Origin of the sequence: Croceibacterium aestuarii (genome assembly GCF_030657335.1) — a bacterium.
Classification (GTDB): domain Bacteria; phylum Pseudomonadota; class Alphaproteobacteria; order Sphingomonadales; family Sphingomonadaceae; genus Croceibacterium_B; species Croceibacterium_B aestuarii.
The window spans coordinates 2,374,809-2,396,041 of the sequence record NZ_CP131039.1; the positions used below are offsets into that span (position 1 = coordinate 2,374,809).

At 64.3% G+C, this 21,233-nt stretch carries 19 protein-coding genes and 1 tRNA gene; 5 read left to right on the forward strand and 15 right to left on the reverse strand.

Features of this window, described 5'->3' with window-relative positions; translation table 11 throughout:
- Positions 1-16 precede the first annotated feature (16 nt).
- A complete protein-coding gene (locus tag Q7I88_RS11770) occupies positions 17-565 on the forward strand; it encodes a hypothetical protein (RefSeq protein ID WP_305096109.1) in 549 nt (182 codons plus the stop codon).
- Between the two features lie 21 nt (positions 566-586).
- Here Q7I88_RS11770 and Q7I88_RS11775 read toward each other — a convergent pair whose 3' ends face one another.
- On the reverse strand, positions 587-1,723 hold the full coding sequence (locus tag Q7I88_RS11775) for a MarR family transcriptional regulator (protein ID WP_305096110.1): 1,137 nt from the start codon (positions 1,721-1,723) through the stop codon (positions 587-589).
- 795 nt (positions 1,724-2,518) lie between these two features.
- Here Q7I88_RS11775 and Q7I88_RS11780 point away from each other — a divergent pair.
- Together Q7I88_RS11780 and Q7I88_RS11785 are read left to right on the forward strand one after the other, a co-directional pair.
- Positions 2,519-5,983, forward strand: coding sequence for a TonB-dependent receptor domain-containing protein (locus Q7I88_RS11780; protein WP_305096111.1), 3,465 nt, complete (start codon positions 2,519-2,521; stop codon positions 5,981-5,983).
- A 138-nt stretch (positions 5,984-6,121) separates the two neighbouring features.
- Positions 6,122-7,111, forward strand: a complete 990-nt coding sequence (locus Q7I88_RS11785) for a zinc-dependent alcohol dehydrogenase family protein (protein WP_305096112.1) — start codon at positions 6,122-6,124, stop codon at positions 7,109-7,111.
- 3 nt (positions 7,112-7,114) lie between these two features.
- On the opposite strand, the gene Q7I88_RS11790 is transcribed toward Q7I88_RS11785, so the two are convergent.
- From Q7I88_RS11790 to ccmC, 7 genes are read right to left on the reverse strand one after another with little or no spacing between them, the layout of a single operon-like run.
- A complete protein-coding gene (locus Q7I88_RS11790) occupies positions 7,115-7,777 on the reverse strand; it encodes a tetratricopeptide repeat protein (RefSeq protein WP_305096113.1) in 663 nt (220 codons plus the stop codon).
- Positions 7,774-8,190, reverse strand: coding sequence for a cytochrome c-type biogenesis protein (locus tag Q7I88_RS11795; protein ID WP_305096114.1), 417 nt, complete (start codon positions 8,188-8,190; stop codon positions 7,774-7,776). Before Q7I88_RS11795 ends, Q7I88_RS11790 begins: the two co-directional genes overlap by 4 nt.
- Positions 8,187-8,723 (reverse strand): DsbE family thiol:disulfide interchange protein, encoded by a 537-nt coding sequence (locus Q7I88_RS11800; RefSeq protein ID WP_439648340.1) that lies wholly within the window; start codon positions 8,721-8,723, stop codon positions 8,187-8,189. The genes Q7I88_RS11795 and Q7I88_RS11800 overlap by 4 nt, the downstream gene beginning before the upstream one ends.
- Positions 8,720-10,663: a heme lyase CcmF/NrfE family subunit gene (locus Q7I88_RS11805; protein WP_305096115.1), complete on the reverse strand. Its 1,944-nt coding sequence runs from the start codon at positions 10,661-10,663 to the stop codon at positions 8,720-8,722. Before Q7I88_RS11805 ends, Q7I88_RS11800 begins: the two co-directional genes overlap by 4 nt.
- Positions 10,660-11,121, reverse strand: a complete 462-nt coding sequence (gene ccmE, locus Q7I88_RS11810) for a cytochrome c maturation protein CcmE (protein WP_305096116.1) — start codon at positions 11,119-11,121, stop codon at positions 10,660-10,662. Before ccmE ends, Q7I88_RS11805 begins: the two co-directional genes overlap by 4 nt.
- Positions 11,118-11,258 carry a hypothetical protein gene (locus tag Q7I88_RS11815; protein ID WP_305096117.1) on the reverse strand — a complete coding sequence of 47 codons (141 nt, stop codon included), beginning with the start codon at positions 11,256-11,258 and terminating at the stop codon, positions 11,118-11,120. Before Q7I88_RS11815 ends, ccmE begins: the two co-directional genes overlap by 4 nt.
- Entirely contained in the window at positions 11,255-11,974 is a 720-nt protein-coding gene (gene ccmC, locus Q7I88_RS11820) for a heme ABC transporter permease CcmC (protein ID WP_305096118.1), read from the reverse strand. Before ccmC ends, Q7I88_RS11815 begins: the two co-directional genes overlap by 4 nt.
- 350 nt (positions 11,975-12,324) lie before the next feature.
- Between ccmC and Q7I88_RS11825 the strand changes: the two genes are divergently transcribed.
- A complete protein-coding gene (locus Q7I88_RS11825; protein ID WP_305096119.1) occupies positions 12,325-15,444 on the forward strand; it encodes a TonB-dependent receptor domain-containing protein in 3,120 nt (1,039 codons plus the stop codon).
- Between the two features lie 177 nt (positions 15,445-15,621).
- Here Q7I88_RS11825 and Q7I88_RS11830 read toward each other — a convergent pair.
- The 4 genes from Q7I88_RS11830 to grxC form a co-directional block, all read right to left on the reverse strand.
- Positions 15,622-15,698: transfer RNA gene (locus Q7I88_RS11830), tRNA-Arg, on the reverse strand.
- A gap of 38 nt (positions 15,699-15,736) precedes the next feature.
- Positions 15,737-16,195: a DUF1178 family protein gene (locus Q7I88_RS11835; RefSeq protein WP_305096120.1), complete on the reverse strand. Its 459-nt coding sequence runs from the start codon at positions 16,193-16,195 to the stop codon at positions 15,737-15,739.
- Positions 16,192-17,022, reverse strand: coding sequence for a carbon-nitrogen hydrolase family protein (locus Q7I88_RS11840; protein WP_305096121.1), 831 nt, complete (start codon positions 17,020-17,022; stop codon positions 16,192-16,194). Before Q7I88_RS11840 ends, Q7I88_RS11835 begins: the two co-directional genes overlap by 4 nt.
- 12 nt (positions 17,023-17,034) lie before the next feature.
- A complete protein-coding gene (gene grxC, locus Q7I88_RS11845) occupies positions 17,035-17,295 on the reverse strand; it encodes a glutaredoxin 3 (RefSeq protein WP_305096122.1) in 261 nt (86 codons plus the stop codon).
- A 127-nt stretch (positions 17,296-17,422) separates the two neighbouring features.
- Between grxC and Q7I88_RS11850 the strand changes: the two genes are divergently transcribed.
- Positions 17,423-17,908 carry an Hsp20 family protein gene (locus Q7I88_RS11850; protein WP_305096123.1) on the forward strand — a complete coding sequence of 162 codons (486 nt, stop codon included), beginning with the start codon at positions 17,423-17,425 and terminating at the stop codon, positions 17,906-17,908.
- A gap of 290 nt (positions 17,909-18,198) precedes the next feature.
- On the opposite strand, the gene pyrG is transcribed toward Q7I88_RS11850, so the two are convergent.
- The 3 genes from pyrG to tpiA form a co-directional block, all read right to left on the reverse strand.
- Positions 18,199-19,833 carry a CTP synthase gene (pyrG, locus tag Q7I88_RS11855; RefSeq protein WP_305096124.1) on the reverse strand — a complete coding sequence of 545 codons (1,635 nt, stop codon included), beginning with the start codon at positions 19,831-19,833 and terminating at the stop codon, positions 18,199-18,201.
- An 81-nt stretch (positions 19,834-19,914) separates the two neighbouring features.
- Positions 19,915-20,295: a preprotein translocase subunit SecG gene (secG, locus tag Q7I88_RS11860; protein WP_305096125.1), complete on the reverse strand. Its 381-nt coding sequence runs from the start codon at positions 20,293-20,295 to the stop codon at positions 19,915-19,917.
- 76 nt (positions 20,296-20,371) lie between these two features.
- Complete coding sequence (tpiA, locus tag Q7I88_RS11865; protein ID WP_305096126.1) at positions 20,372-21,130, reverse strand: triose-phosphate isomerase; 759 nt, start codon at positions 21,128-21,130, stop codon at positions 20,372-20,374.
- Positions 21,131-21,233: the final 103 nt, after the last annotated feature.

The following is a 21,233-nucleotide window of genomic DNA, read 5'->3' on the forward strand; positions in this document are numbered from 1 at the left end:
GAGGGAGTTCACTCGCATGACATCGGCGCTCCGCGCGACATTTCTGCTGGCCGGATCGGCGATGGCCGTGGCCGCCACGCCCGCTACCGCTCAGGTAAACAACGAAATAGTGCTCAATATCATGCGCGAGTGCGCCAAGATCGACGATCCGACGGCGCGCCTCGCCTGCTACGACAACAATATCCGCGCCGCCGGAGGCAATCCGAAATCGGTCCCTGGGCAGATGCCCTCTCCAAATGGCGGCGGTGCGGTGCTGGCGCCGCAAGGTGCGCCGGGGGGCTTCGGTGCCGACGACCTGCGGTCCCGCTCCTCCGCCCGTTTCGACCCGAACCGTAACGGTGCGCGGCAAATCACCACCACGGTGTCCGCCGTGCGCGAACGCCAGCCGCACGTTTACTTGGTCGAGCTCACCAATGGTGCACAGTGGCTGATGACAGAAAGCGGCGGAAGTTCATTCAGGCCGCCGCGTAAGGGCGATTCTATCGAGATCCAGCGCGGCGCGCTGGGCGGCTACCTAATGGTCGTCGGGTCGCAGCAAGCCGTCCGGGTCGAGCGCATCAAGTAGGTCTTCGCAAGCTGGGCTCGCTCAGTCGCAATCGAGTTCCTCGAGCGCGCGCTCGCGTTCGAGCTGGGCAACCGCGTTGCGCCTGAGCTTGTCGAATGTCGCCAAGAACCGGGTGCGCTCCTCGTCGCCGAGCGGCGCCATCAGAAAGCTGCTGCGCTCGACGCTGGTCTCCTGAATGAGATTATAGAGCCGTTGGCCTTCTGCCGTCGGATAGAACTTGCCGTGCCGCCGCCCGGGCCGGCCATCGCGTGCGATGAGACCGCGATCCATGAGGGCCTTGACCGTACGCCCGGCCTGGCTGTGATCGCGCTGCAACGCCGCGGTCAGCGTGGGCCAATCTATCGGCGCGGCCATCCCGATTTCATTGAGCACCCATGCTTCGAAGTTCGAGAGACCGGTACGGCGTTTGAACGCGAGCGCGCCGCTGCGGCTGAAATAGGCACTCAGCGTCAGCAGCGGCGACATGATGCGTGTGCGGTCGACCAGGATCGCCTCGTCCACGCGGCGCTGGGCGATCGTTACGTCGCCTTCGCCCTCGCCGCGGTCTGGCGTATTGGCGCGAGCGCGCTCCTGCTCGTAAAGAGCGACCGAGCGCTTGAGCAGCACTTCGATCGTAGCAAAGAAGCGCTCGAGTTCGTCGTCGGCGATATCGAATATGAGCTCGCGATTGCGCAAGTCGGCGAGGCGCAGCAGGCGGTCGGCCAAAGCCTCCCCCTTGCGGGTCAGCATAACCGGGGAGCGGATCTGCTCGCGCTCGACCATGCGCAATTCGAGCAGGCGTTTGACCGAGCGGCTGACCTGCGCCTTGTCGACGCCGACCGCAGACGACAGTTCGGCCGGCACCAGCGGTCCCTTGCTGCGCAGAAGGAACAGGATGCGCCGGTCGAGTTCGACCAGATCGACCTCGCGGGCATAGGACAGCTCGGCGCTCTCCCGCATCTTGTGCAAGACTTGCCACAGCTCGCTCTGGAAGATCAGCGGCGACCCGTCTCCCGAGGCGCCATGTCCTTGCACACTGGGCTCGAGGCTATTGAGGATCAGGTTCAGCTGGTCGAAGAATTCCTCGCCCGGCTCCCCCGCTGTCTCACCCTTGCGCCGCGCGCGAGCCAGCGCACCGAGGGTGAAGGTTTCTATCAGAGAGACTGCTTCCTCGGCCATCTGACCCAGGTCCGGCAAACGTTCGACGGCCTCCGCCGCCGACAACCCGCCATCGGACTTCCAGGTTGCGAGGGCATGGCTTCGCAACACCTGGCGCCAACCCGCGTCGGCGCCCCGCCCGCCATGAACGAAAACATCATCGCTGGGCCCGTTCGCCCGACGCGCTCTGGTCATATTGCGATCTTCTCCCGCCCTCCCGGCTTACCGAAGGTCTAGCAGCTTTTCCCGCCTTGAACAGGGAGCGGTATCAGCAACGCTCCGGACATTATCAACAGCCCCCAAAGGCGACAAAATGGGCAAGCGATGCAGGGGAGCAACACTCGCTGGGACGTCAAGGCCGCCACAGGCCTCAAACCCGCAGAAATCCGCGTCTTTCCGACACAAACCCAAAAATCTGCAGGCAACTTAATAGGACCCCGTGGCCGTCGAAACGGCAAAATGTTGCGCAAAAGCGGCAGAGTCGGGGCCCGGTGACAAGCGCCGAGGCTAGACACTATCAACGAGGCGGAATAATAACGGTCGAGACGGATCAGCTTCGATTCAGGAGCTGACCGTATGGGAGGGTATTTCGATGAGGCAAGCGCACAGATGCGCAACGGAGACTGCGCCCCGGCGCGTTTCGCCTTGCATGTACCCCCTTCAACGGTTGCGCGGTCGGCTGTCTGCCGGCCGGATTTTCACAGCAAGATTTCAGGAATCCAACCGCGGCTCGCGGGCCGTGGGCTATTTGTACGAAGGGAGCTCGAAGTGAGGAGTTTGCAGATCAACCGTAGCGCGGCTTTCAGGGCCGCTCTCATGGCCGGCGGCGCCGGCCTCGCGATCGCGGGAAGCCCGGCTCTGGCGCAAGCCGGTGGCCAGGTCGACACCAACGAACCGGTGCAGTGCACGCCGGGCGTCGACGCCGACTGCGCCCAGGTCACCGACGAGACGACCCAAGCTGCGGGCATCGTCGTTACCGGCTCGCGCATCGTGCGCCGCGACTATGAATCGAACAGCCCGCTTGTCACTGTCGATGAGTCGCTGCTGCAAAGTTCGACGACCTCGGCGATCGAGCAAAACCTCAACAAGCTGCCGCAGTTCGTCCCCTCCAAAACGCCGGTTGGCGCTAACGCAGGTGATATCCAGCCGACGGCAACCAATACCCCGGGTTCCGCGAACATTTCGTTGCGCGGTCTTGGCGCCAACCGCAACCTCGTACTAATCGACGGTCGGCGGGCGACACCGGGCAACGCAACGGGCGTGGTTGATATCAATACTATTCCATCCGCCGCGGTGGAGCGCGTCGAGATCATCACCGGCGGCGCCTCGGCGACCTACGGGGCCGATGCTATCGGCGGTGTGGCCAACTTCATCCTTAAGAAGAACTTCCAGGGCCTTGAGCTCGACGGTACTGCCGGTCTCAGCGAGCACGGTGGCGGCTTCGAATATCAGGTGTCCGGAATCATGGGCGCCGATTTCGACGACGGACGAGGCAACGTGTCGTTCGCCATGTCAACCAATAAGCGCGAAGCGATCTATCAACGGGATCTGCCGTGGTTCGTCGACCGTTGGGCAGACCCGAACGTTGGTGGCACCGGCTTCTTCCTGCCCCGGGCCGGCGTGTCGTCGAATGGCGTCAATCCGGACCAGATGATCAGCTACTTCCCCGGCGCAAACCTCAACGGTTCGACGTTGGTCCTCAAGCCAGGAGCCGACCCGACCCTTTCGAGCAGTTATAGCTGTACCTATCCCAACAACCCCAATCCGATTGACAGCGGCCTGTGCGTTCCCGCCAATTTCGGCTTCGGTTACTTCAACCTGTTCCAAAACACGGGCGCCTTCACGCTGTATGCCAACCCGGACGGAAGCGTCTTTACCGGTAGTGGATTTGCTCAGCGTGGGGGCGCCTCCCAAGCCCAGGGCGTAGACGGTTACACCTTGAAACAGACTGCCATCGGCACGGTCGCGGCCAATGACACCTATCTGTACGAGCAGCTGCCGCTCACTCGCTACAACTTCCTGGCTCGCGGCAATTATGAAATCAACGACTGGATCGGCGTGTTCGGACAGGCGATGTACACCCATGTGCATACGCATACTGTGCAGGAGCCGGGTCCGGTCGTTGGCGGATGGAGCGCAAGCATTCCCTACGGCTACGATGCCTACACGGGTGACTCCGCCCGCGGAATTCCTTCATCTCTCAACGCCGACGGTTCGACAAACGCGGCCTACCTTCCGGGCGGACAATACGGGTTGACCGCCTGCCCGACCACGGGGGGATGCCCGAAGTATGTCGTGTTCCCGCTGCCGGCCGACTTGCAGGCTCTTATGCTGGGTCGCGGGACAGGCACCAATTTCCTCGGAAATCTCCTGGCGAATTCCGAGTCCAATGTAGACTTGGCCTACCTGTTTGACGATCCGCGGGAAAACGACTCCGACGTCGACACCTACAACATCACTGCTGGACTGCAGGGCTCGATCCCCGACACCGACTGGACCTGGGAAGTGTTCGCCAACTTCGGTGAATCCTCGACCTACGCCATCCAGACCGGCGTCAAGTCGCTCAATCGCCTGCGTGCACTCATCACCTCGCCTAACTGGGGTCAGGGTTTCAGTGCGCAGAGCAACGACGCTGGCGACGGTTTCGGCGCAAACTTTGCGACCTGCACCAGCGGCTATAACTTCTTTGCAGATCCTTCCACGATCTCACAAGACTGCCGCGAAGCGATCCGTGCCGATCTGAAGAACCGGTCGAAGATCCAGCAGAACATCTGGGAAGCAAACATAACCGGCTCGCTGTTCGATCTTCCTGCCGGTCCGTTGCAGGCGGCGCTCGGTGCCAGCTATCGCGAAACCAATTACATCTATCAGAACGACACCCTCACTACTCAGGGCGTCTCGTTCCAGGACCAGGCGCTGGGCATCTACCCGAGCGGCGACACCAAAGGCGAAATCAACGTCAAGGAATTGTACGGCGAGCTTCTGGTCCCGGTTCTGCGCGATTCCTTCATTCGTTCGCTCGATCTTGAGTTGGGCGGCCGTATTTCGGACTACAACACCACTGGCACGAGCTATACCTACAAGCTTCTGGGTGACATGGCGGTGACCGATTGGCTTCGCGTCCGTGGCGGCTTCAACCGCGCCGAACGCGCGCCGAACATCGCCGAACTGTTTCTCTCCCCGCAACAGACCTTCGCGTTCAATGCGCTGGGTGACATCTGTTCGAAGCGGTCGAGCTACCGGATTTCGGCGGGTGCGGGTACACCCAACGAAGCGGACATCACGGCGGTCTGCGCCGCGAGGATGGACGCCACTGCTGGTGTCGGCTCTGGTTCGGCTTATTATGGCCAGCCTGTCGCCCAGATGCCCGCCCCCGGAGGCGGCTTCGCCTTCCCGACTCTCGTCGGAAATGCGAACCTGAGGCCTGAAGTGGCGGACACCTGGACTGCGGGGTTCGTTATCTCGTCCCCATTCACAAGCCCGGCGCTGAATCGGCTGCGGTTGTCGGTCGACTGGTTCAGCATCAAGATAAAGGATGCCATCGGCTTCTCGCCGGGTGCGGCCCTCCAGGTGTGCTTCGATCCGTTCTATAACCCGTTGGTTACAGGTGCGGCCGGAAGTTCTTCGCAGGCGGCCGCGGCTGCGGCAGCCGACGTGTGCAACGGTGTGAACTACCAAGCTTCGGCCACGCCGGGAGGCGCTCCAAATCTTGGCAACATCATCATGACTTACAACAACTCAGGTGCCATCGATATCGAAGGTATCGACGCGCAGCTCGATTGGGCGGTTCCGGTCGGACCGGGCACACTCAACCTGAACGTCGTTGGCAGCTATTTCATCCACTACAACGTGGCTGAACTGGCATCGAACCCGAACACGGACTACACGGGGACGTTCGGCACCACAGCCGCCGGACTGAGCGGCGCTGCCTTCGAATGGCAAACGCTGACCACCCTGGGTTACCGGGTTGGCGGTGCGAACCTGGCACTTCAATGGCAACATCGGCCTTCGGTCGAGGATTCCTCGGAAGCCTTGTTCCCCACACCGACGACCGGCGGTCCGTCCTACGACATGTTCAACTTGTCGGGCAGCTACGCCCTTACCGAAAACCTGACCGTCCGGTTCGGCGTAGATAATCTGTTCAATAAGAGGCCGCCTTACACGGGGATCGACACCTCTGCTAACACTGCTCTCGGCCAGCTTCCCGGTGGCAGCTTCTCGTCCCAGTATTATAATACGCTGGGTCGCAGGTATTCGTTGGGAGCGAACGTCAAGTTCTAATCCAGCACGAAACCTGCCACGAATTGGGGCCTCTCCTTCGGGAGGGGCCCCTTTTCTTTGTCTGGCCCGGACTTCGCTGGACATCGGCAATCCGGGCTGGCTAGCTCCAGTCTGCAGGCAATCCAGGGAGAAACATCGATGGCGCGCGTGATCAGGGTTCATGAAACGGGCGGTCCGCAAGTACTCAAGATCGACGACGTCGAGGTCGGCGCTCCCGGCCCCGGCGAAGTACGCATCAAGGTGCTCGCGGTTGGCCTGAACCGCTCCGAAGCGATGTATCGCGCCGGGCGCTACCCGACCAAGCCGCAGCTGCCGACGCTGATCGGATACGAGGGCGTCGGGGTTGTCGAAGCGGTCGGGTCCGGCGTGTCAGAATACAAGGAGGGCGACCGCGTGTGCGTCCTGCCGATGATCCAACAGGGCCAGTACGGCATCTGGGCGGAGCAGGCGATCGTGCCCGCGCGTATCCTCCTGCCGGCGCCCGATTTCCTGTCGGATGCCGAAGCGGCATCGATCTGGATGCAATACATGACCGCCTTTGCCATCATCGAGGTCGCCGATGTCGGCATCAACGACGGAGTCATCGTCCGCGCCGCGTCCTCGAGCGTCGGCATCGCAGCGATCCAGCTAGCCAACTGGGCTGGCGCCGTCTCGATTGCCGCCACCCGCACCCATGCGAAAGCGGAGGCGCTGCTGGGCCAAGGAGCCGCCCATGTCGTCGCCACCGAAGAAGAGGACCTGGTCGAACGGGTGATGGACATCACCGGCGGCGAAGGGGCCTATGTCGCCTTCGATCCGGTCGGCGGCCCTTATGTCGACACACTGGCGCAGGCGCTTCGCCCGCGCGGCATCCTGTTCATTTACGGCGGGCTGTCTGAGAGCCCGACGCCCTACCCCCACTGGCCGATGGCCTTCAAGGGCTGCTCGATGCGCGGCTGGGTGGCGAGCGAGATCTGGAACCATCCACACCGCTTCGATAAGGCGAAAGAGCGGATCGTCGCCGGACTCAGGGGCGGACAGCTCAAACCGGTCATCGCCAGGGAATTTTCCGGCCTGGAATCGCTCGTCGACGCCAACGCCTACCTCGAATCGAACCAGCAGATTGGCAAGGTCGTGGTGACCTTCTGACGATTACTTTGCGGGCGGCGGTTCGAGGCCTTGTTCCTTAAGAATCTGGCGCATGACCGCCTCGAGCCGGGCGATGTGATCTTCGATTTCGGCACGCGCCGGGCTGCCCTCGGGTGCGCGGCGCGCCGCCTCCCCCCACAACGCGCGGACATCCATCAGCTGACCGGCATTCGCCTGCGCGATCCCAACGAAAAACGGTACACCGGGGCTCTCCGGGGCCAAGGTCTCGGCCTTGCGATAGGCGAATTGGGCGGCCGGAGTCATCTGTCCGTCGGCATCCTCGACCAGAGCATTGCCGAGCGCCAGCCAGGCCTCGGCATCCTTTGGATTCTCGCGCACCGCTCCGCGCAGGATCGTCGCCGCGTCGGCCGGACGATCGCGTCGCGCCAAGGCGTCGGCGGTGATCAGGCGATTGCTCGAGCTGCGGAACTGCTCGGGCAAGACCGCGTGGCGCAGCTCGACCAAGGTTTCGCCGCTGCCCGTGGTGGCGACCCTCGCAGCCTTGGGCGCGCCCGGCTGTCCCGAGCTGCCTTGCAGGGCATAACCAACAAGCCCGAACGCCAGCGCTGCACCGACAGTGGCCCATGCCCCCTTAGGCAGACGAAAAGCGAAGACAATGCCGGCGAACGCGGCCAGCGCGAGGCCAATGGCAAGGACCCAGCTCATGTGCGCCTCCGGAAGCGGTGCCGCATCAGCAAGAGACCGATCGCCAACAGCAACAAGGGCACGGCAAACAGCGGCCAGGTCACGCTGTTCACTTCGGGCTTGTAGCTCACGTAATTGCCATAGCGGTCGATCAGCCACTGACGAATGTGCTCGGGCGATTCGCCCGCAGCGATCCGCGTGCGGATTTCATGGCGCATGTCGCCGGCCATCTGCGCATCGCTGTCGGCGATGGACTGACTCTGGCACTTGAGGCAGCGAATGGTTTCCATCAGCGCCTGGGCCTTGGCCTCGAGCTCCGGGTCGTCGAGCTGTTTATAGGCGTAAGGGGCCGGCGGCATGCGGTCTTGCGCCGTGATCGGCACAGCCCAGCTGGCGGCGAGCGCGAGCGCTAGGAGGACGAACAGCCGCTTCATGTGCCGGCCTCCCTCAACTTCGCCAGCAGGATGGGAATGTCTTCCTCGCGGATGTCGCCGATGTGCTGGTAGCGGATCACGCCCTTGCCATCGATGACGAAGGTTTCCGGCACGCCCGAACTGCCGATCGCGAACTGGATTTCGGACAGGTTGTCGGCGCCGATGCGGGCGAATGGGTTGCCGTTGCGCTGCAGGAACGCCGCCAGGTCCTCCGGAGTGTCGCGGATCGCGACCCCGACGATCGGCGCACCCGCGCGCTCGAGCTCGGCCAGCTGCGGCGCCTCCGCGGCGCAGGGCACGCACCAGCTTGCAAACACGTTCATCAGCTTGGGCGTGCCATCGGCGAGGTCCGCGCTCGACAGGCCCGGACGGTCCGGCGTGGCCGCCTGAAGTGCAAATTCGGGGACCGGCTTGCCGATCATCGTGCTTTCGACGAACTCGTCCTTGGGACGGGAGAGCTGCAGGGCGAACAGCGCCATGAGCGCTGCGAACAGCACGACGACGCCCCACAAGGTCCAGCGCACGGTCTTCACGGCGCCACCTCATGGCGCTGGGCGATCAGACGGCGGCGCTCGCGCTGGCGCAAGTCGCCGACGACGCGGCCGATCAGCGCCAGAAAGCCGCCCAGGGCGATCAGAACGCCGCCGAACCAGATCCAGGTGACGAACGGCTTCCACCACAGCCGGACCTGCCAGCGGCCGTCTTTCGCCTCCTTGCCGAGCACCGCGTAAAGCTGGCCGTTCCAGCGCGTGAGCAACGCGGATTCGGTGGTTTCCTGCGGCGGCGCCCAGAAGTTGCGGGCCTGCGGCGCGATATGGTGCCCCTCCCCGCCGTTGTAGTGCGCCGTCATCCGGCCTTCGAGCGCAGTCCAGTTGGGGCCGGCAACCGGCTCTACGCTGTCGAGAGTAACCTGCCAGGGTCCGACGGTGACGCTGTCGCCGACATTGGCGGCGGCTAGCTTCTCGATCGTCAGCGCGCTGTCGCAGGCCACTCCGAACAGCGCCACGGCGACGCCGAAGTGGGCGATGGCCATGCCCCAGATGGGCAGCGGAAGCCGGCGCAGAGAGCGGCCGCGCAGCGGCGCGAAGGCGGCCACGGCGACGGCAGCGGCAAGCGCCATGCCGAGCAGCGGCAGAATGGCGATGCGGGCGAGCACTGCGACGCCGAAGAGCACGACGAGCCCGACCGAAACGGCGAAGACCACCCGCCGCTGCACGCGGGAGAAGCTGTCGCGCCGCCAGCGCAGCAGGGGTCCGACCACCAGCACCAGCAACATCGGAAGAAAGAACACCGCGCTGACCGGGTTGAAGTATGGCGGACCGACCGAGACGCGCACGCCGAACGCTTCGGTGAGCAAGGGATAAAGCGTGCCGAGCAGCACGACCCCGAGAATCGCCGAAAGCGCGACGTTATTGACCACCAGCGCGCCCTCACGGCTGAGCGGCGAAAACCGCTCACCCTCGGCGATGGTGTTCGCCCGCGCCGCGAACAGCGCCAGCGCGCCGCCGATATAGATCGCCAGCAGCGCGAGGATGAACGTGCCGCGTTCCGGATCGACGGCGAAGGCGTGGACGCTCGTGAGGATGCCAGAGCGCACAAGGAACGTGCCGATCATGCTCATCGAGAAGGCGACGACGCCGAGCATCACGGTCCAGGTTCGCAGCGCGTCGCGAGCCGCCAACACGCTGGCCGAGTGGAGCAGCGCCGTGGCGGCGAGCCAAGGCATGAGGCTGGCGTTCTCGACCGGGTCCCAAAACCACCAGCCGCCCCAGCCGAGCTCGTAATAGGCCCAGTAGGATCCAGCGGTGATCCCCAGGGTCAGGAAAATCCATGCGCCGAGAACCCAGGGGCGCATGACCCGGGCGAATTCGGGAGTGACGTTGCGGGTGAGCAGCGCCCCGACCGCGAAGCTGAAGGCCACCGAAAGTCCGACGTAGCCGAGGTAGAGCGTGGGCGGGTGGAAGGCGAGCCCGATGTCCTGCAGGAGCGGGTTGAGGCCCGCCCCTTCGGCGGCCGGCGGATCGAGCCGCGTAAAGGGGTTGGAGGAGAACAGCAGGAAGGCATAGAAACCGAGCCCGACGAAAGCCTGCGCGCCGAGCGTCGCCAGCAGCGTGCGTTCCGGCAGGCGGCGTTCGATCAGCGCAATCAGCCCGCCGGACAGCGCCATGATCGCCACCCACATCAGCATCGAGCCTTCGTGATTGCCCCACGCCCCGGCGAGCTTGAAGATCATCGGCTTTTCGGAATGCGAGTTCTCGGCCACCAGAAGGACGGAGAGGTCGGTCCGGGCGAAAAGCCAGATCAGCATCAGGAAGGCGAGCGCGGTGAGCACCGCCTGCACTACCGCCGCGGGCCGCACGACGGCGGCCAGTTCCGGCGACGTCCCGCGCACGCCGGCAAAGGCGCCGACGAGCTGGAGCAGGGCCAGCGCGGCAGCCAGCCAGAGCGCGGCGAGGCCGAACTCCGCGATCATTCGTGCGCCTCTTGCACGACCTTGTGCTTCTGCGCTTCGGTCATGTCCTTGAGCTCGCGCGGGACGTAGTTCTCGTCATGCTTGGCGAGGAGGCTGTCGGCATGGAACACGCCGTCGGCGCCCATGCTGCCGTCGGCGGTCACGCCCGAGCCTTCGGTAAACAGGTCCGGTAGAATTCCCGAATAGGTCACAGGCACTTTCGCCTCGCCGTCGCCGACGATGAAATGCACCGTGACGCCATCGGGATCGGTTGTCAGCGACCCTTCCTCGACCATTCCGCCGAGGCGCATTGCGTGCCCGGCTTCGGGAGGGTTGGCGGCAACTTCGCTCGGCAGCATGTAGAAGCTCGCCTGGTTGCGCAGCGCCCAGGCGGCGAGAGCGCCCGCGCAGAGAATCGCCACAAGCGCGACAACGACCAGCACCAGCCTCTGGTGTTTGGGTTTCAGTCCCGAATTCATTTCCGGCGCGCCTCCTCGCGGCGTTTCTCAGCGCGTTTCATCGCCAGCCAGCTCCAACCCACGAGCAGGAGCGTGACGCCGACGCCGATGACGTAGGCGGCGATCACGAAGTGCCATTGGTCGAGCGATTCTCTCATGCGTCGATCGCCTTGCGCCGCAAGCGTGCCTCGGTCTGTATTTCGGCCAGCAGTGCGCGCATCCGGGCCAACACGACCCCCGCAAAGACCAGGGTGAAGCCGAGCATGGCAGCGAGCAGGCCCCACAGGAACGGCCCGGCCATTGCCGAGCCCCCGGTGGTGATGCTCGGCGCCTGGTGCAGGCTGTTCCACCAGATCACCGAATAGTGAATGATCGGGATGTTGACCGCCCCGATGAGGCCGAAGATCGCCGGGATGCGACTCGATCCACCCTCGCGGTCGACAGCGCCGGCCAACGCCATGTATCCGAAATAGAGAAACAGCAGCACCAACATCGAAGTCAGGCGCCCGTCCCACACCCACCACGTGCCCCATGCCGGTCGGCCCCAGATCGATCCGGTGACGAGGCACACGAACGTAAAGACCGCGCCCGGCGAGGCGCTGGCGCGGGCGGCCAGGGCCGCGAGCGGATGGCGCCAGACCAGCTCGGCCAGGCTGGAGACCGCAATGGCGCTCCACCCCGCCATGCCGAGCCAGGCGGTAGGCACATGTATGAAAAGGATGCGCACGGTCTCGCCCTGCAGCCGCTCGGCGGGAGCGAAGGCCAAGCCGTAAACCAGCGATGCGGCCACGACGACCAGCCCGGCCACGAGAAGGACGGGGGTCAGCGGGCGGGCAATGCGCAGGAAGCGGGCAGGATTGGCGAATGCATGCATCGAGTTGGTTGTCTCTCCTGAGACGCCACCGCGTTAGGATACCCGCACGCTCGGCTCAAGTAGCGAAGCGACAAGCCGGGCAAATATGCCGCGGACCGCGAATCGGCGGCGTGGAAGGGGGGCCCGGAATCGAAAAGAGGCTGGGCTGCTCGCGATCGGCCTCACCCGTGCCGCCCCATCACCTGATTGACATCGTCAACTTATGCGGTTGACAGTGTCAACTGCAAGAGTAGCTTCGCGCGAAAGACTTGGTCCCTCGCCGCTCGTCGAGCCGACGTTCAGGCGTCGCTCGCTGAGTTCAGAGGGACCGCATAACAAGCCGCCAAAGGCGGAGCACAGGGAGAGAGTATATGACGAAGCGTGTCCTTCGCGGTTCCAGTTTGAGCACCATGGCCCTCGCGGTCGGCCTCGCCGCCGCCCTGCCAGGCGTGGCGCAGGCGCAAGACAGCGGCGACGAACAGGCGAGCGATGCCAAGGCTGACGTCGCAAAGGAAATCATCGTCACCGGCTCGCGAGTCGGCAAATCCACCTTCGACGAAGCCAGCCCGGTCACCGTTCTCGGGCAGGAAGAAATCGACAACCTGAATCTCAACAACGTCGGCGAGGTCGTCGCCCAGCTCCCGTCGAATTCGAACTTCTTCGCCCCGAACAACGTCGGTCTCGGCAACTTCAACGTGGGCGCCCAGCTGGTCAACCTGCGCGGCCTCAACCCTTTCTTCGGCACCCGCACCCTGACCCTTGTCGACACCAAGCGCGTCGTGCCCACGACCACCGGCGGCGGCGTCGATATCACGCTGATGCCTTCGATGCTGGTGCAGCGGACCGAAACCGTCACGGGCGGCGCTTCCGCGCTGTACGGATCGGACGCCATTGCCGGCGTCGTCAATATCATTCTCGACACCAAGCTGGAGGGATTCAAGGGCCAGGCCGACTTCAGCCAGACCTGGCGCGGCGACGGCACCGACAAGCACGTGTCGGCCGCCTACGGCACGGGATTCGCAGATGACCGCGGCCACTTCGTGGTCGGCGTCGAATACGACAACCAGGATGCGATCGGCATCTGTTCGACCGAGCGCGACTGGTGCGGCGACAATTACAACTTGGTCACCAACAACGCCTATCTGACGAACGGCGATCCGCATTACATCATCAGCAACAACACCTTTCTGGCCGACACCAGCCTGACCGGCGTGCTCGTGCCGATACTGACTCCTTGCCACTCGCCCTTGGGCTGCCCGGGAGGAACGGAGTTCCAGGTCTCCGCGGACGGCACATCGCCGATCGCCTTTGATCCGGGGCAGTACTCCTACGCTTCAGGACGCGGCGCGCTGCGCGTCGGCGGCGACCAGTACGCCGTCGGTCCTTACGACTCGACGACCTTGCGGCCATCGGTCGAGCGGTGGACGGCGCTCGGACATGCCAGTTACGACTTGAGCGACGCGCTCACGGCATCGGTCGAAGTTTCCTACGCCAACACCAAGGGGCTGAACCCGGTCGCGAACGGCACGATCGGGCCGTCCATGAACCAGACCGTCGCCGGATCCTGGTCTGGTGCGCGTATCGCTCAGGACAACGCCTTCCTCACCCCGGCGCTCGCCGCGGCCATCGGCCCGAACGGAGCCACTTTCGGCCGCTCGATGGTCAACGTGGCACACGCAGACAACCATACCAACAACGAGACCTGGCGCACGGTCCTTGCGCTCGAGGGCGAGCTCAGCTCCGCCTGGGCGTGGGATGCGTACTACTCGCACGGCGAGAACAACAACGACCAGCACCTGACCCACAACGTGGTCGGCGCTTATCTGAATTATGCCCTCGACGCTGTGACCGACGGAACCGGCAATGTCGTCTGCGGCGTCGACATTCCCGGGCGGATCAATCCGCAGACCGGCAGGCCCTACACGGCGACCGACGTGACGAATGCCAATCTCGACGGTGCATGCGTTCCGCTGAATCTGTTCGGAATCGGCAACGCCGATCCGGCGGCGGTCGATTACGCGTTCCGGACGCTCGATGAATACAACAAGACTAAGCAGGACGTTGCGGCAGTCAACTTCCGCGGCGACCTGTTCGACGGCTGGGGCGCCGGCCCCATCAAGCTGGCCGTCGGCGCGGAATGGCGCAAGGAATCGGTCAAATCGACTCACGACCTCGCCAACGCGCCCTATTACAACTTCTTCACGCTCAGCTACGGGCTCGACTACGGCGGCAATACCCGCGTGATGGAAGGGTACGGCGAGTTGAACGTACCGGTCTTCGCCGACTCTGCGATCGGCAAGGCCTTGGTTCTCGACCTTGCCGCTCGCTATACCGATACCAAGGCCACCGGCACGCTCGGCGCCAATGCGGGGCTATCGAACACCCAGAACTTCTGGACCTGGCGCATCAACGGCGTGTGGGACGTGACCGACTGGTTCCGGCTTCGCGCAACCCGCTCGCGCGACGTGCGCGCGCCGCAGTTCCGCGAGCTGTTCCAGTCCTACGCCCCGCGCGTCGGTCCGCCGTTCGGCTACGTCGGACAGAACCCCTGGGCGGTGGACTATAACGCTGCCAACCCGGCGACGCCCGTTGCGCTCGGTGACTCGCTCGTCCTCACGACCGGCGGTAACGTGGGCCTGAAGCCCGAAACCGCGGACACCTGGACCGTCGGCGGGGTGCTTTCGCCCGGAGACGGCTTCCTCTCGGGCTTCCGCTTCTCGGCCGACTGGTACCAGATCAAGATCGATCACGCGATCGCCGGTCCTCCGTTTGGAGTCGGCGCGTCCAATATTGCCTCGCTATGCTATTCGGGCGTCCAGTCGTTCTGCGACCTGATCACCTTCGTCCAGCCGGGCGAGCCGGGCTACAATCCCGCGTTCCCCTACGACATGGCGACAGTCGACGGCACATCGCTGAATATCCAGGGCTTCACGACGCGCGGCATCGACTTCGAAGCGGGCTACTCAGCGCCGGTCGGCGACGGCTCGATCTCGATCCGGGCCCTCGCGTCGTATCTCTACGATCAGCTGTTCGCGACCGGCATCCCCGGGCGTGATGTGGTGAACTACGCCGGCCAGACCGGTCCGACCGGTGCGTTCGGCACGTTCAACACGTCGCCGAACTGGCAGGGCAATCTGATCATGACGGCGACCCAGGGCAAGTTCTCGGGCACGGTCCAGATTCGCTATGTCGGGGCGGGCCGGTTCGAAACCCTTACGCCCAGCAACGGCTATCCGGTCGACGTGATCGATCCGGGCTACGACAACACCGACGTCAACTCGATCAACAACAACCGGGTGGACTCGGCTACCTACGTCAATCTCTCCGCGTCCTACGACATCATCGACGGGATCCAGCTGTTCGGCTCGATCAACAACCTGTTCGATCGCGATCCGCCGGTCGCGCCGGGCGGGAACGGCTATCCCACCAACCCGGTGTATTTCGACACCTACGGGCGGCTGTGGCGCGCGGGTGTGCGGGTGAAATTCTGAAGTTCGGAGTCATGGGCGGTCACTCCCACGGCGCGCCCTGACTCCGTTCCTGCCGGATTGCCCTTCGGGTCGCAGCAAGGTCGCACTGGCAGTACATCGAGGGGTCATTCCGCAAGGGATGGCCCCTCTTCTTTCGAGCCGGCCCGCGGGCAGCGAAGCGGCAGGGCAGAAAAAGGGTGGTGCGCCCGACAGGATTCGAACCTGTGGCCCCCAGATTAGGAATCTGGTGCTCTATCCTGCTGAGCTACGGGCGCCCGGCCGAGGCAATAGTCAGGGCTTGGCCTGCTTGCAATCAGTTGAGTTCGTCGGGCGGCGCGACGGGAAAAAGGATTGGCATTACCGGAACGCCTTCCTCGGCCAGCGCGCGCGCCTCCTGGGGCGTCGTCTGGCCGTGGATCGGTTCCGCCGCGCGCTCGCCATAGTGCATCTCGCGCGACTGTTCGGCAAATCCGTCGCCCACCCAGGTCGAGGTTTTCAGCGCTTCCGCCTGGATCCGGGCGACCTTTTCGAACATGACAACCGCTTCGGGCGGAAGCTTGCCGCCGGCAACCGGTGCGCTCGGCTGCCCGGCGAGCTGCTGATTGCCCTTCTTCGGCACAGCCGGTGCCATCGGCGCCTTGACGACCTCGGCCGAACCGCATTGCGGACAGGTAACTAGGCCCCCCGCCTGCTGAGCGGCGAAATCGTCCGACGAGCCGAACCAGCCCTCGAAACGGTGGCCGTCGTCGCAGGTGAGGTCGAACACGATCATTGCGCGCCCGACGTAGGGATGTCGCGCCTGTTGGCAAGGCTCGGCAGCTGCGCGCGCACTTCGGCAGTGCGCGCCGGATCGATCTCGGCAAACGCCAGTCCCGCCGCGTCGCCGCCCATGTCGAGCCTTACGTCGCCCCAGGGATCGACCACCAGCGAGTGGCCGTAGGTCCTGCGACCGTCGGCGTGTTCGCCGACCTGCGCCGCTGAAACAACCCAGGCGCTGGCTTCGACGGCCCTGGCACGTTGCATCAGATGCCAGTGGGCGTTGCCCGTGGGCACGGTGAACGCCGCGGGAATTGCGATCGCATCGCAGGAGAGGCGGCCAAGCTCTTCGAACAAGCCGGGAAACCGGATGTCGTAACAGACTGTCAGCCCGAGCCGTCCGACCGGAGTTCCGGCAATCGTTACAACCTGTTCGCCCGGTACATAAGCAGCAGATTCGCGCCAGGTCTCGCCGCTCGCCAGGGTTACGTCGAACATGTGGATCTTGTCGTACCGCGCGGCGATCTCGCCGGCCGGATCGATCACGAACGAGCGGTTGGCCCAGCGCCCGTCTTCGCGCGCTATCGCCAGCGATCCCAACGCGACCCAAATGCCCGCTTTTGAAGCCGCCTCGCGCACCGCGGCGAGGGACGGATTCTCAACCTCGGAAACGATCGAACCGGCCGCTCGCGCCCGGTCGCGGTCAAGAAGGCCGGACATTTCGGGCGTGAAAAGCATCTGCGCCCCGCCCTCGGCCGCCTCGCGCACGGCGGAGGACAGCGCCCGGGCGTTGGCGGCAGGGTCGATGCCGCTGGTCATCTGCAGGAGAGCGACGCGAGTCATGGCGCAGCCGTGTCAGACCCCGAGCAGGCTGTCGAGTTTGCCGGCGCGTTCGAGTGCGGCCAGATCGTCGCTGCCGCCGATGGCGACGTCATCGATGAACACCTGAGGGACGGTTCTCGCGTCCGGTTTGCGGCTGCGCATCTCCGCGGCCTTTTCGCCGCCCATGGTGATGTCGTATTCGAGATAATCGACGCCCTTGGAATCGAGCAGACGCTTGGCGCGGGAGCAGTAGCCGCAGAACATCTTGGTATAGATTTCGACTTTGGCCGCCATGGTTTATCCTTTCTTTTCAGCGCCTTGCCAGCTCTTGAATCGCCACGCCGAAATCATATCTATTCCAGTGAGGCGCCAAACCGGGCCTCGAACACACTCAAATTGCTCAAAAGAGGATTTGTTTCAAATGAACCGTTTCGATTTTACTCCCTATCGCCGTTCCACCGTCGGCTTCGATCGCCTTTTCGACCTGCTCGAAAACACCGCCCGCAATTCCGGTGGCGGCGACAATTACCCGCCCTTCAACATCGAGCGCCGCGACGAGGACAGCTACCGCATCACCCTCGCGGTCGCCGGCTTCCGCCCCGATGATCTCGATATCACCGCGCAGCAGAACTTGCTGATCGTGCAGGGCCGCAAGCGCGAGGAGGAGGCTGCCGGCGAAATGCTTCACCTCGGCATCGCCAATCGCGGGTTCGAGCGCCGCTTCGAGCTGGCCGATTACGTGCGGGTGGCGAACGCCGACCTTGCCGACGGTCTGCTGATGATCGACCTCGTCCGCGAAGTGCCGGAGGCGATGAAGCCGAAGAAGATCGGCCTGCCGGGCCAGCGCAAGCTCGACCTCGTCAAGAATGACGACAAGAGCGATACGGACCAGGCCGACGCCGCCTGATCTGCAAAGTTACGCACAACATTGCGAAAAAATGCGGGGGCGGAACCGGGATAGGTTCCGCCCCCTCGACGCCTGAGCGCCGATTCACCCCCGGTACTGGCCGTCCGGGTCGCAGAAGACGGCCAATTCCGATCGGCGAACCCATGTGACGAAACCGTTGAAAACGCTGGTTTCGCGTCCCACGCACCCGCGCCCGGTGCGTAAATACGAGGAAACGATAATGAAGGTGAGACTATTGCTCAAGCCATCAAATATTACAATCGGCTAAAGTTAACTTACCCGTCCCGAAATCAGACAAGCCGAGATTGCGTCAAAGCGGCTTCGATAAAGCCCGCGAACAGCGGATGCGGGTCGAACGGCTTGCTCTTCAGTTCGGGATGGAACTGCACGCCGACGAACCACGGATGGTCGGGCCGTTCCACGATCTCGGGGAGCAATCCGTCGGGCGACATGCCCGAAAAGATCAAGCCCTCGCCCTCAAGGGCGTCCTTGTACGAGGAGTTGACCTCGTAGCGATGGCGGTGGCGTTCCGATATTTGCCGTGCGCCGCCATAGATTTGCGAAATGTGGCTGTTGCCCGCGAGGACGGCGTCGTAGGCGCCGAGCCGCATCGTCCCGCCCAGGTCGCCACCCGCGCTTCGCTTCTCCAGTCCTTCCTTGCCCATCCATTCGGTAATGATGCCCACCACCGGGTCTTCGGTCGGGCCGAATTCGGTCGAGCTCGCCTTCTCGTAACCTGCGCCACGCGCCGCCTCGATGCAGGCCATCTGCATGCCGAGGCAGATGCCGAAGAACGGCACCTTGCGCTCGCGGGCAAAGCGCACCGCCGAGATCTTGCCTTCGGAGCCGCGTTCGCCGAATCCCCCGGGCACCAGAATGGCGTGCATCGGTTCGAGCCGGGCGGCGATCTCGGCGTCGTCCTGTTCGAAGATCTCGGCGTCGATCCAGCGGATATTGACCTTGACCCGGTTGGCCAGGCCACCGTGGACCAGTGCCTCGTTGAGCGACTTGTACGCGTCGGGCAGCCCGACGTACTTGCCGACGACGGCAACAGTCACCTCGCCTTCCGGATTGAAATAGCGCTCGGTCACGTCGAACCAGCGCGCCAGGTTCGGCTCGGGCGCGTCGGCGATGCCGAACCCGCGCAGAACCTCGGCGTCGAGCCCCTCGGCGTGGTATTGCAGCGGCACCGAGTAGATCGAGGGGGCATCAAGCGCCGGAATGACCGCCTCGGGCCGAACGTTGCAGAATTGCGCGATCTTGCGCCGCTCGTTGTCGGGGATCGGGTGCTCGGCCCGGCACAGCAGGACGTCGGGCTTGATGCCCAGGCTGGCCAGCTCGCGCACGGAGTGCTGGGTCGGCTTGGTCTTCAACTCGCCCGCAGCTGCGATGTAAGGCACCAGCGTGACGTGGACGGACAGCGTCTGGAGCGGTTCGAGCTCGTTCCTGAGCTGGCGGATCGCCTCCATGAAGGGCAGCGATTCGATGTCGCCCACCGTGCCGCCGATCTCGCACAGGATGAAATCGTGGTCGTCGGTGTCGGCGAGCGCGAATTCCTTGATCGCATCGGTCACGTGCGGGATCACCTGCACCGTGGCGCCGAGATAGTCCCCGCGCCGCTCCTTGGCGATAATCTGCTGATAGATACGGCCCGACGTGATGTTGTCGCTCTGCCGCGCTGAGACGCCGGTGAAACGCTCGTAGTGCCCCAGGTCGAGGTCGGTTTCGGCCCCGTCGTCGGTCACATAAACCTCGCCGTGCTGATAGGGGCTCATCGTGCCCGGATCGACGTTGAGGTAGGGGTCGAACTTGCGAATACGGACTTTGTAGCCGCGCGCCTGAAGCAGGGCCGCGAGGCTTGCAGCCATCAATCCCTTGCCAAGCGATGAGACCACGCCGCCGGTAATAAATATGAACCGCGCCATGGGAGTTGGGCCTTAAGCCGCCAAACGGATTCGGGGCAAGCGTTTGCTCGCCCCGATTTCACACAAGGGGTGGATAACGGCTTACTGTGCGACGTCGCGCAGCGGGTCGTTGCTGGCCGGAGCCTGATCGCCCGCGGCGCCGTCGGTCGTCGCAGGGCCCGTCACCGGGGGTTGCCCGGCCGGCGTTACCGTGCGGTCGAGCGAATCGTCGATCACTTTGCTCTTGGTGGTGCCGACGGCGACCGCCGCCATGGCGATCGCGAGAACCACGAAGACCACGGCCAGCCACTTGGTCATGCGTGTGAGGAAATCGGCCGCACCGCGCGCGCTCATCAGACCGCCGGGGCTGCCACCGCCGCCGATGCCGAGACCGCCGCCTTCCGACCGCTGCATCAGCACGATGCCGACGAGCGCGGCAGCGATGATCGCCTGGACGACGGTAAGGAAGAGGAAAAGGCTCATGACGTCGAATATCCCGGTGGGTCTGCGTGGCCGCCAGATAGGCGCGCCGCGCGCGAATTACAATTGCGCCCCGGCGTCAGCCTTCGCCGCGCTCCGCAGCCGCGGTCATGATGCCGACGAAACTCTCCGCCGTCAGACTCGCCCCGCCGACCAGCGCCCCGCCGACTTCGGGGATCGAAAGGATTTCCGCCGCATTGTCCGCCTTGACCGAACCGCCGTAGAGAATGCGAACCCCGTCCGCCGCTTCGCCGTAAATGCCGCGCAGGCGCAAACGGATTGCCTGATGCATCGCACCGATATCCTCGAGCGTGGGCGTGCGGCCGGTGCCGATGGCCCACACCGGTTCATAGGCCACGGTGACCTTCTCGGCAGCCTGTTCGGTTTCCGGCAACGAACCCTCGAGCTGCTTCGAAACGACCTCGGCCGCCTTTCCGGCGTCGCGTTCGGCCTCCGTTTCGCCGACACAGACGATAACCGAAAGACCGACCGCCAGCGCGGCTTCGGCCTTGGCCTTGACGTCGGCGTCGGTCTCGCCGTGGTCGGCGCGGCGTTCGCTGTGCCCGACGATGACGAACCCGGCGCCCGAATCCTTGAGCATCGCGGCGGAGATGTCCCCGGTGTGCGCGCCGCCTTCCGCGGCATGGCAGTCCTGCGCCCCGACGCCGATCAAGGCGGCTTCCTTGCGCGTTGCGTGGATCAAGGTGAACGGCGGCGCAATCGCCACCTCGACCTTCATCAGGCGTTCGGCCGCGCGGTCGATCGCGCGGGCTTCGGACAGCATGGCGCGGGAGCCGTGCATCTTCCAGTTACCGACAATGTAGGGACGTTCGGACATCGCTTGCGAAGAAATCTTGCCTTGTGGGAAGCCTGCCCGGCAGGCGTGGTGGAGGGGCGCTAATCCGCGGGACCGACGTTGTCAAAGTCCCATTTTCACAAAG

Bases quoted from the DNA above. Each gene is read 5' to 3' on its own strand.
- Q7I88_RS11770 (WP_305096109.1), top strand. From the start codon at position 17: ATGACATCGGCGCTCCGCGCGACATTTCTGCTGGCCGGATCGGCGATG.
- Q7I88_RS11775 (WP_305096110.1), bottom strand. From the start codon at position 1,723: ATGGCCGAGGAAGCAGTCTCTCTGATAGAAACCTTCACCCTCGGTGCG.
- Q7I88_RS11780 (WP_305096111.1), top strand. From the start codon at position 2,519: ATGGCCGGCGGCGCCGGCCTCGCGATCGCGGGAAGCCCGGCTCTGGCG.
- Q7I88_RS11785 (WP_305096112.1), top strand. From the start codon at position 6,122: ATGGCGCGCGTGATCAGGGTTCATGAAACGGGCGGTCCGCAAGTACTC.
- Q7I88_RS11790 (WP_305096113.1), bottom strand. From the start codon at position 7,777: ATGAGCTGGGTCCTTGCCATTGGCCTCGCGCTGGCCGCGTTCGCCGGC.
- Q7I88_RS11795 (WP_305096114.1), bottom strand. From the start codon at position 8,190: ATGAAGCGGCTGTTCGTCCTCCTAGCGCTCGCGCTCGCCGCCAGCTGG.
- Q7I88_RS11805 (WP_305096115.1), bottom strand. From the start codon at position 10,663: ATGATCGCGGAGTTCGGCCTCGCCGCGCTCTGGCTGGCTGCCGCGCTG.
- ccmE (WP_305096116.1), bottom strand. From the start codon at position 11,121: ATGAATTCGGGACTGAAACCCAAACACCAGAGGCTGGTGCTGGTCGTT.
- Q7I88_RS11815 (WP_305096117.1), bottom strand. From the start codon at position 11,258: ATGAGAGAATCGCTCGACCAATGGCACTTCGTGATCGCCGCCTACGTC.
- ccmC (WP_305096118.1), bottom strand. From the start codon at position 11,974: ATGCATGCATTCGCCAATCCTGCCCGCTTCCTGCGCATTGCCCGCCCG.
- Q7I88_RS11825 (WP_305096119.1), top strand. From the start codon at position 12,325: ATGACGAAGCGTGTCCTTCGCGGTTCCAGTTTGAGCACCATGGCCCTC.
- Q7I88_RS11835 (WP_305096120.1), bottom strand. From the start codon at position 16,195: ATGATCGTGTTCGACCTCACCTGCGACGACGGCCACCGTTTCGAGGGC.
- Q7I88_RS11840 (WP_305096121.1), bottom strand. From the start codon at position 17,022: ATGACTCGCGTCGCTCTCCTGCAGATGACCAGCGGCATCGACCCTGCC.
- grxC (WP_305096122.1), bottom strand. From the start codon at position 17,295: ATGGCGGCCAAAGTCGAAATCTATACCAAGATGTTCTGCGGCTACTGC.
- Q7I88_RS11850 (WP_305096123.1), top strand. From the start codon at position 17,423: ATGAACCGTTTCGATTTTACTCCCTATCGCCGTTCCACCGTCGGCTTC.
- pyrG (WP_305096124.1), bottom strand. From the start codon at position 19,833: ATGGCGCGGTTCATATTTATTACCGGCGGCGTGGTCTCATCGCTTGGC.
- secG (WP_305096125.1), bottom strand. From the start codon at position 20,295: ATGAGCCTTTTCCTCTTCCTTACCGTCGTCCAGGCGATCATCGCTGCC.
- tpiA (WP_305096126.1), bottom strand. From the start codon at position 21,130: ATGTCCGAACGTCCCTACATTGTCGGTAACTGGAAGATGCACGGCTCC.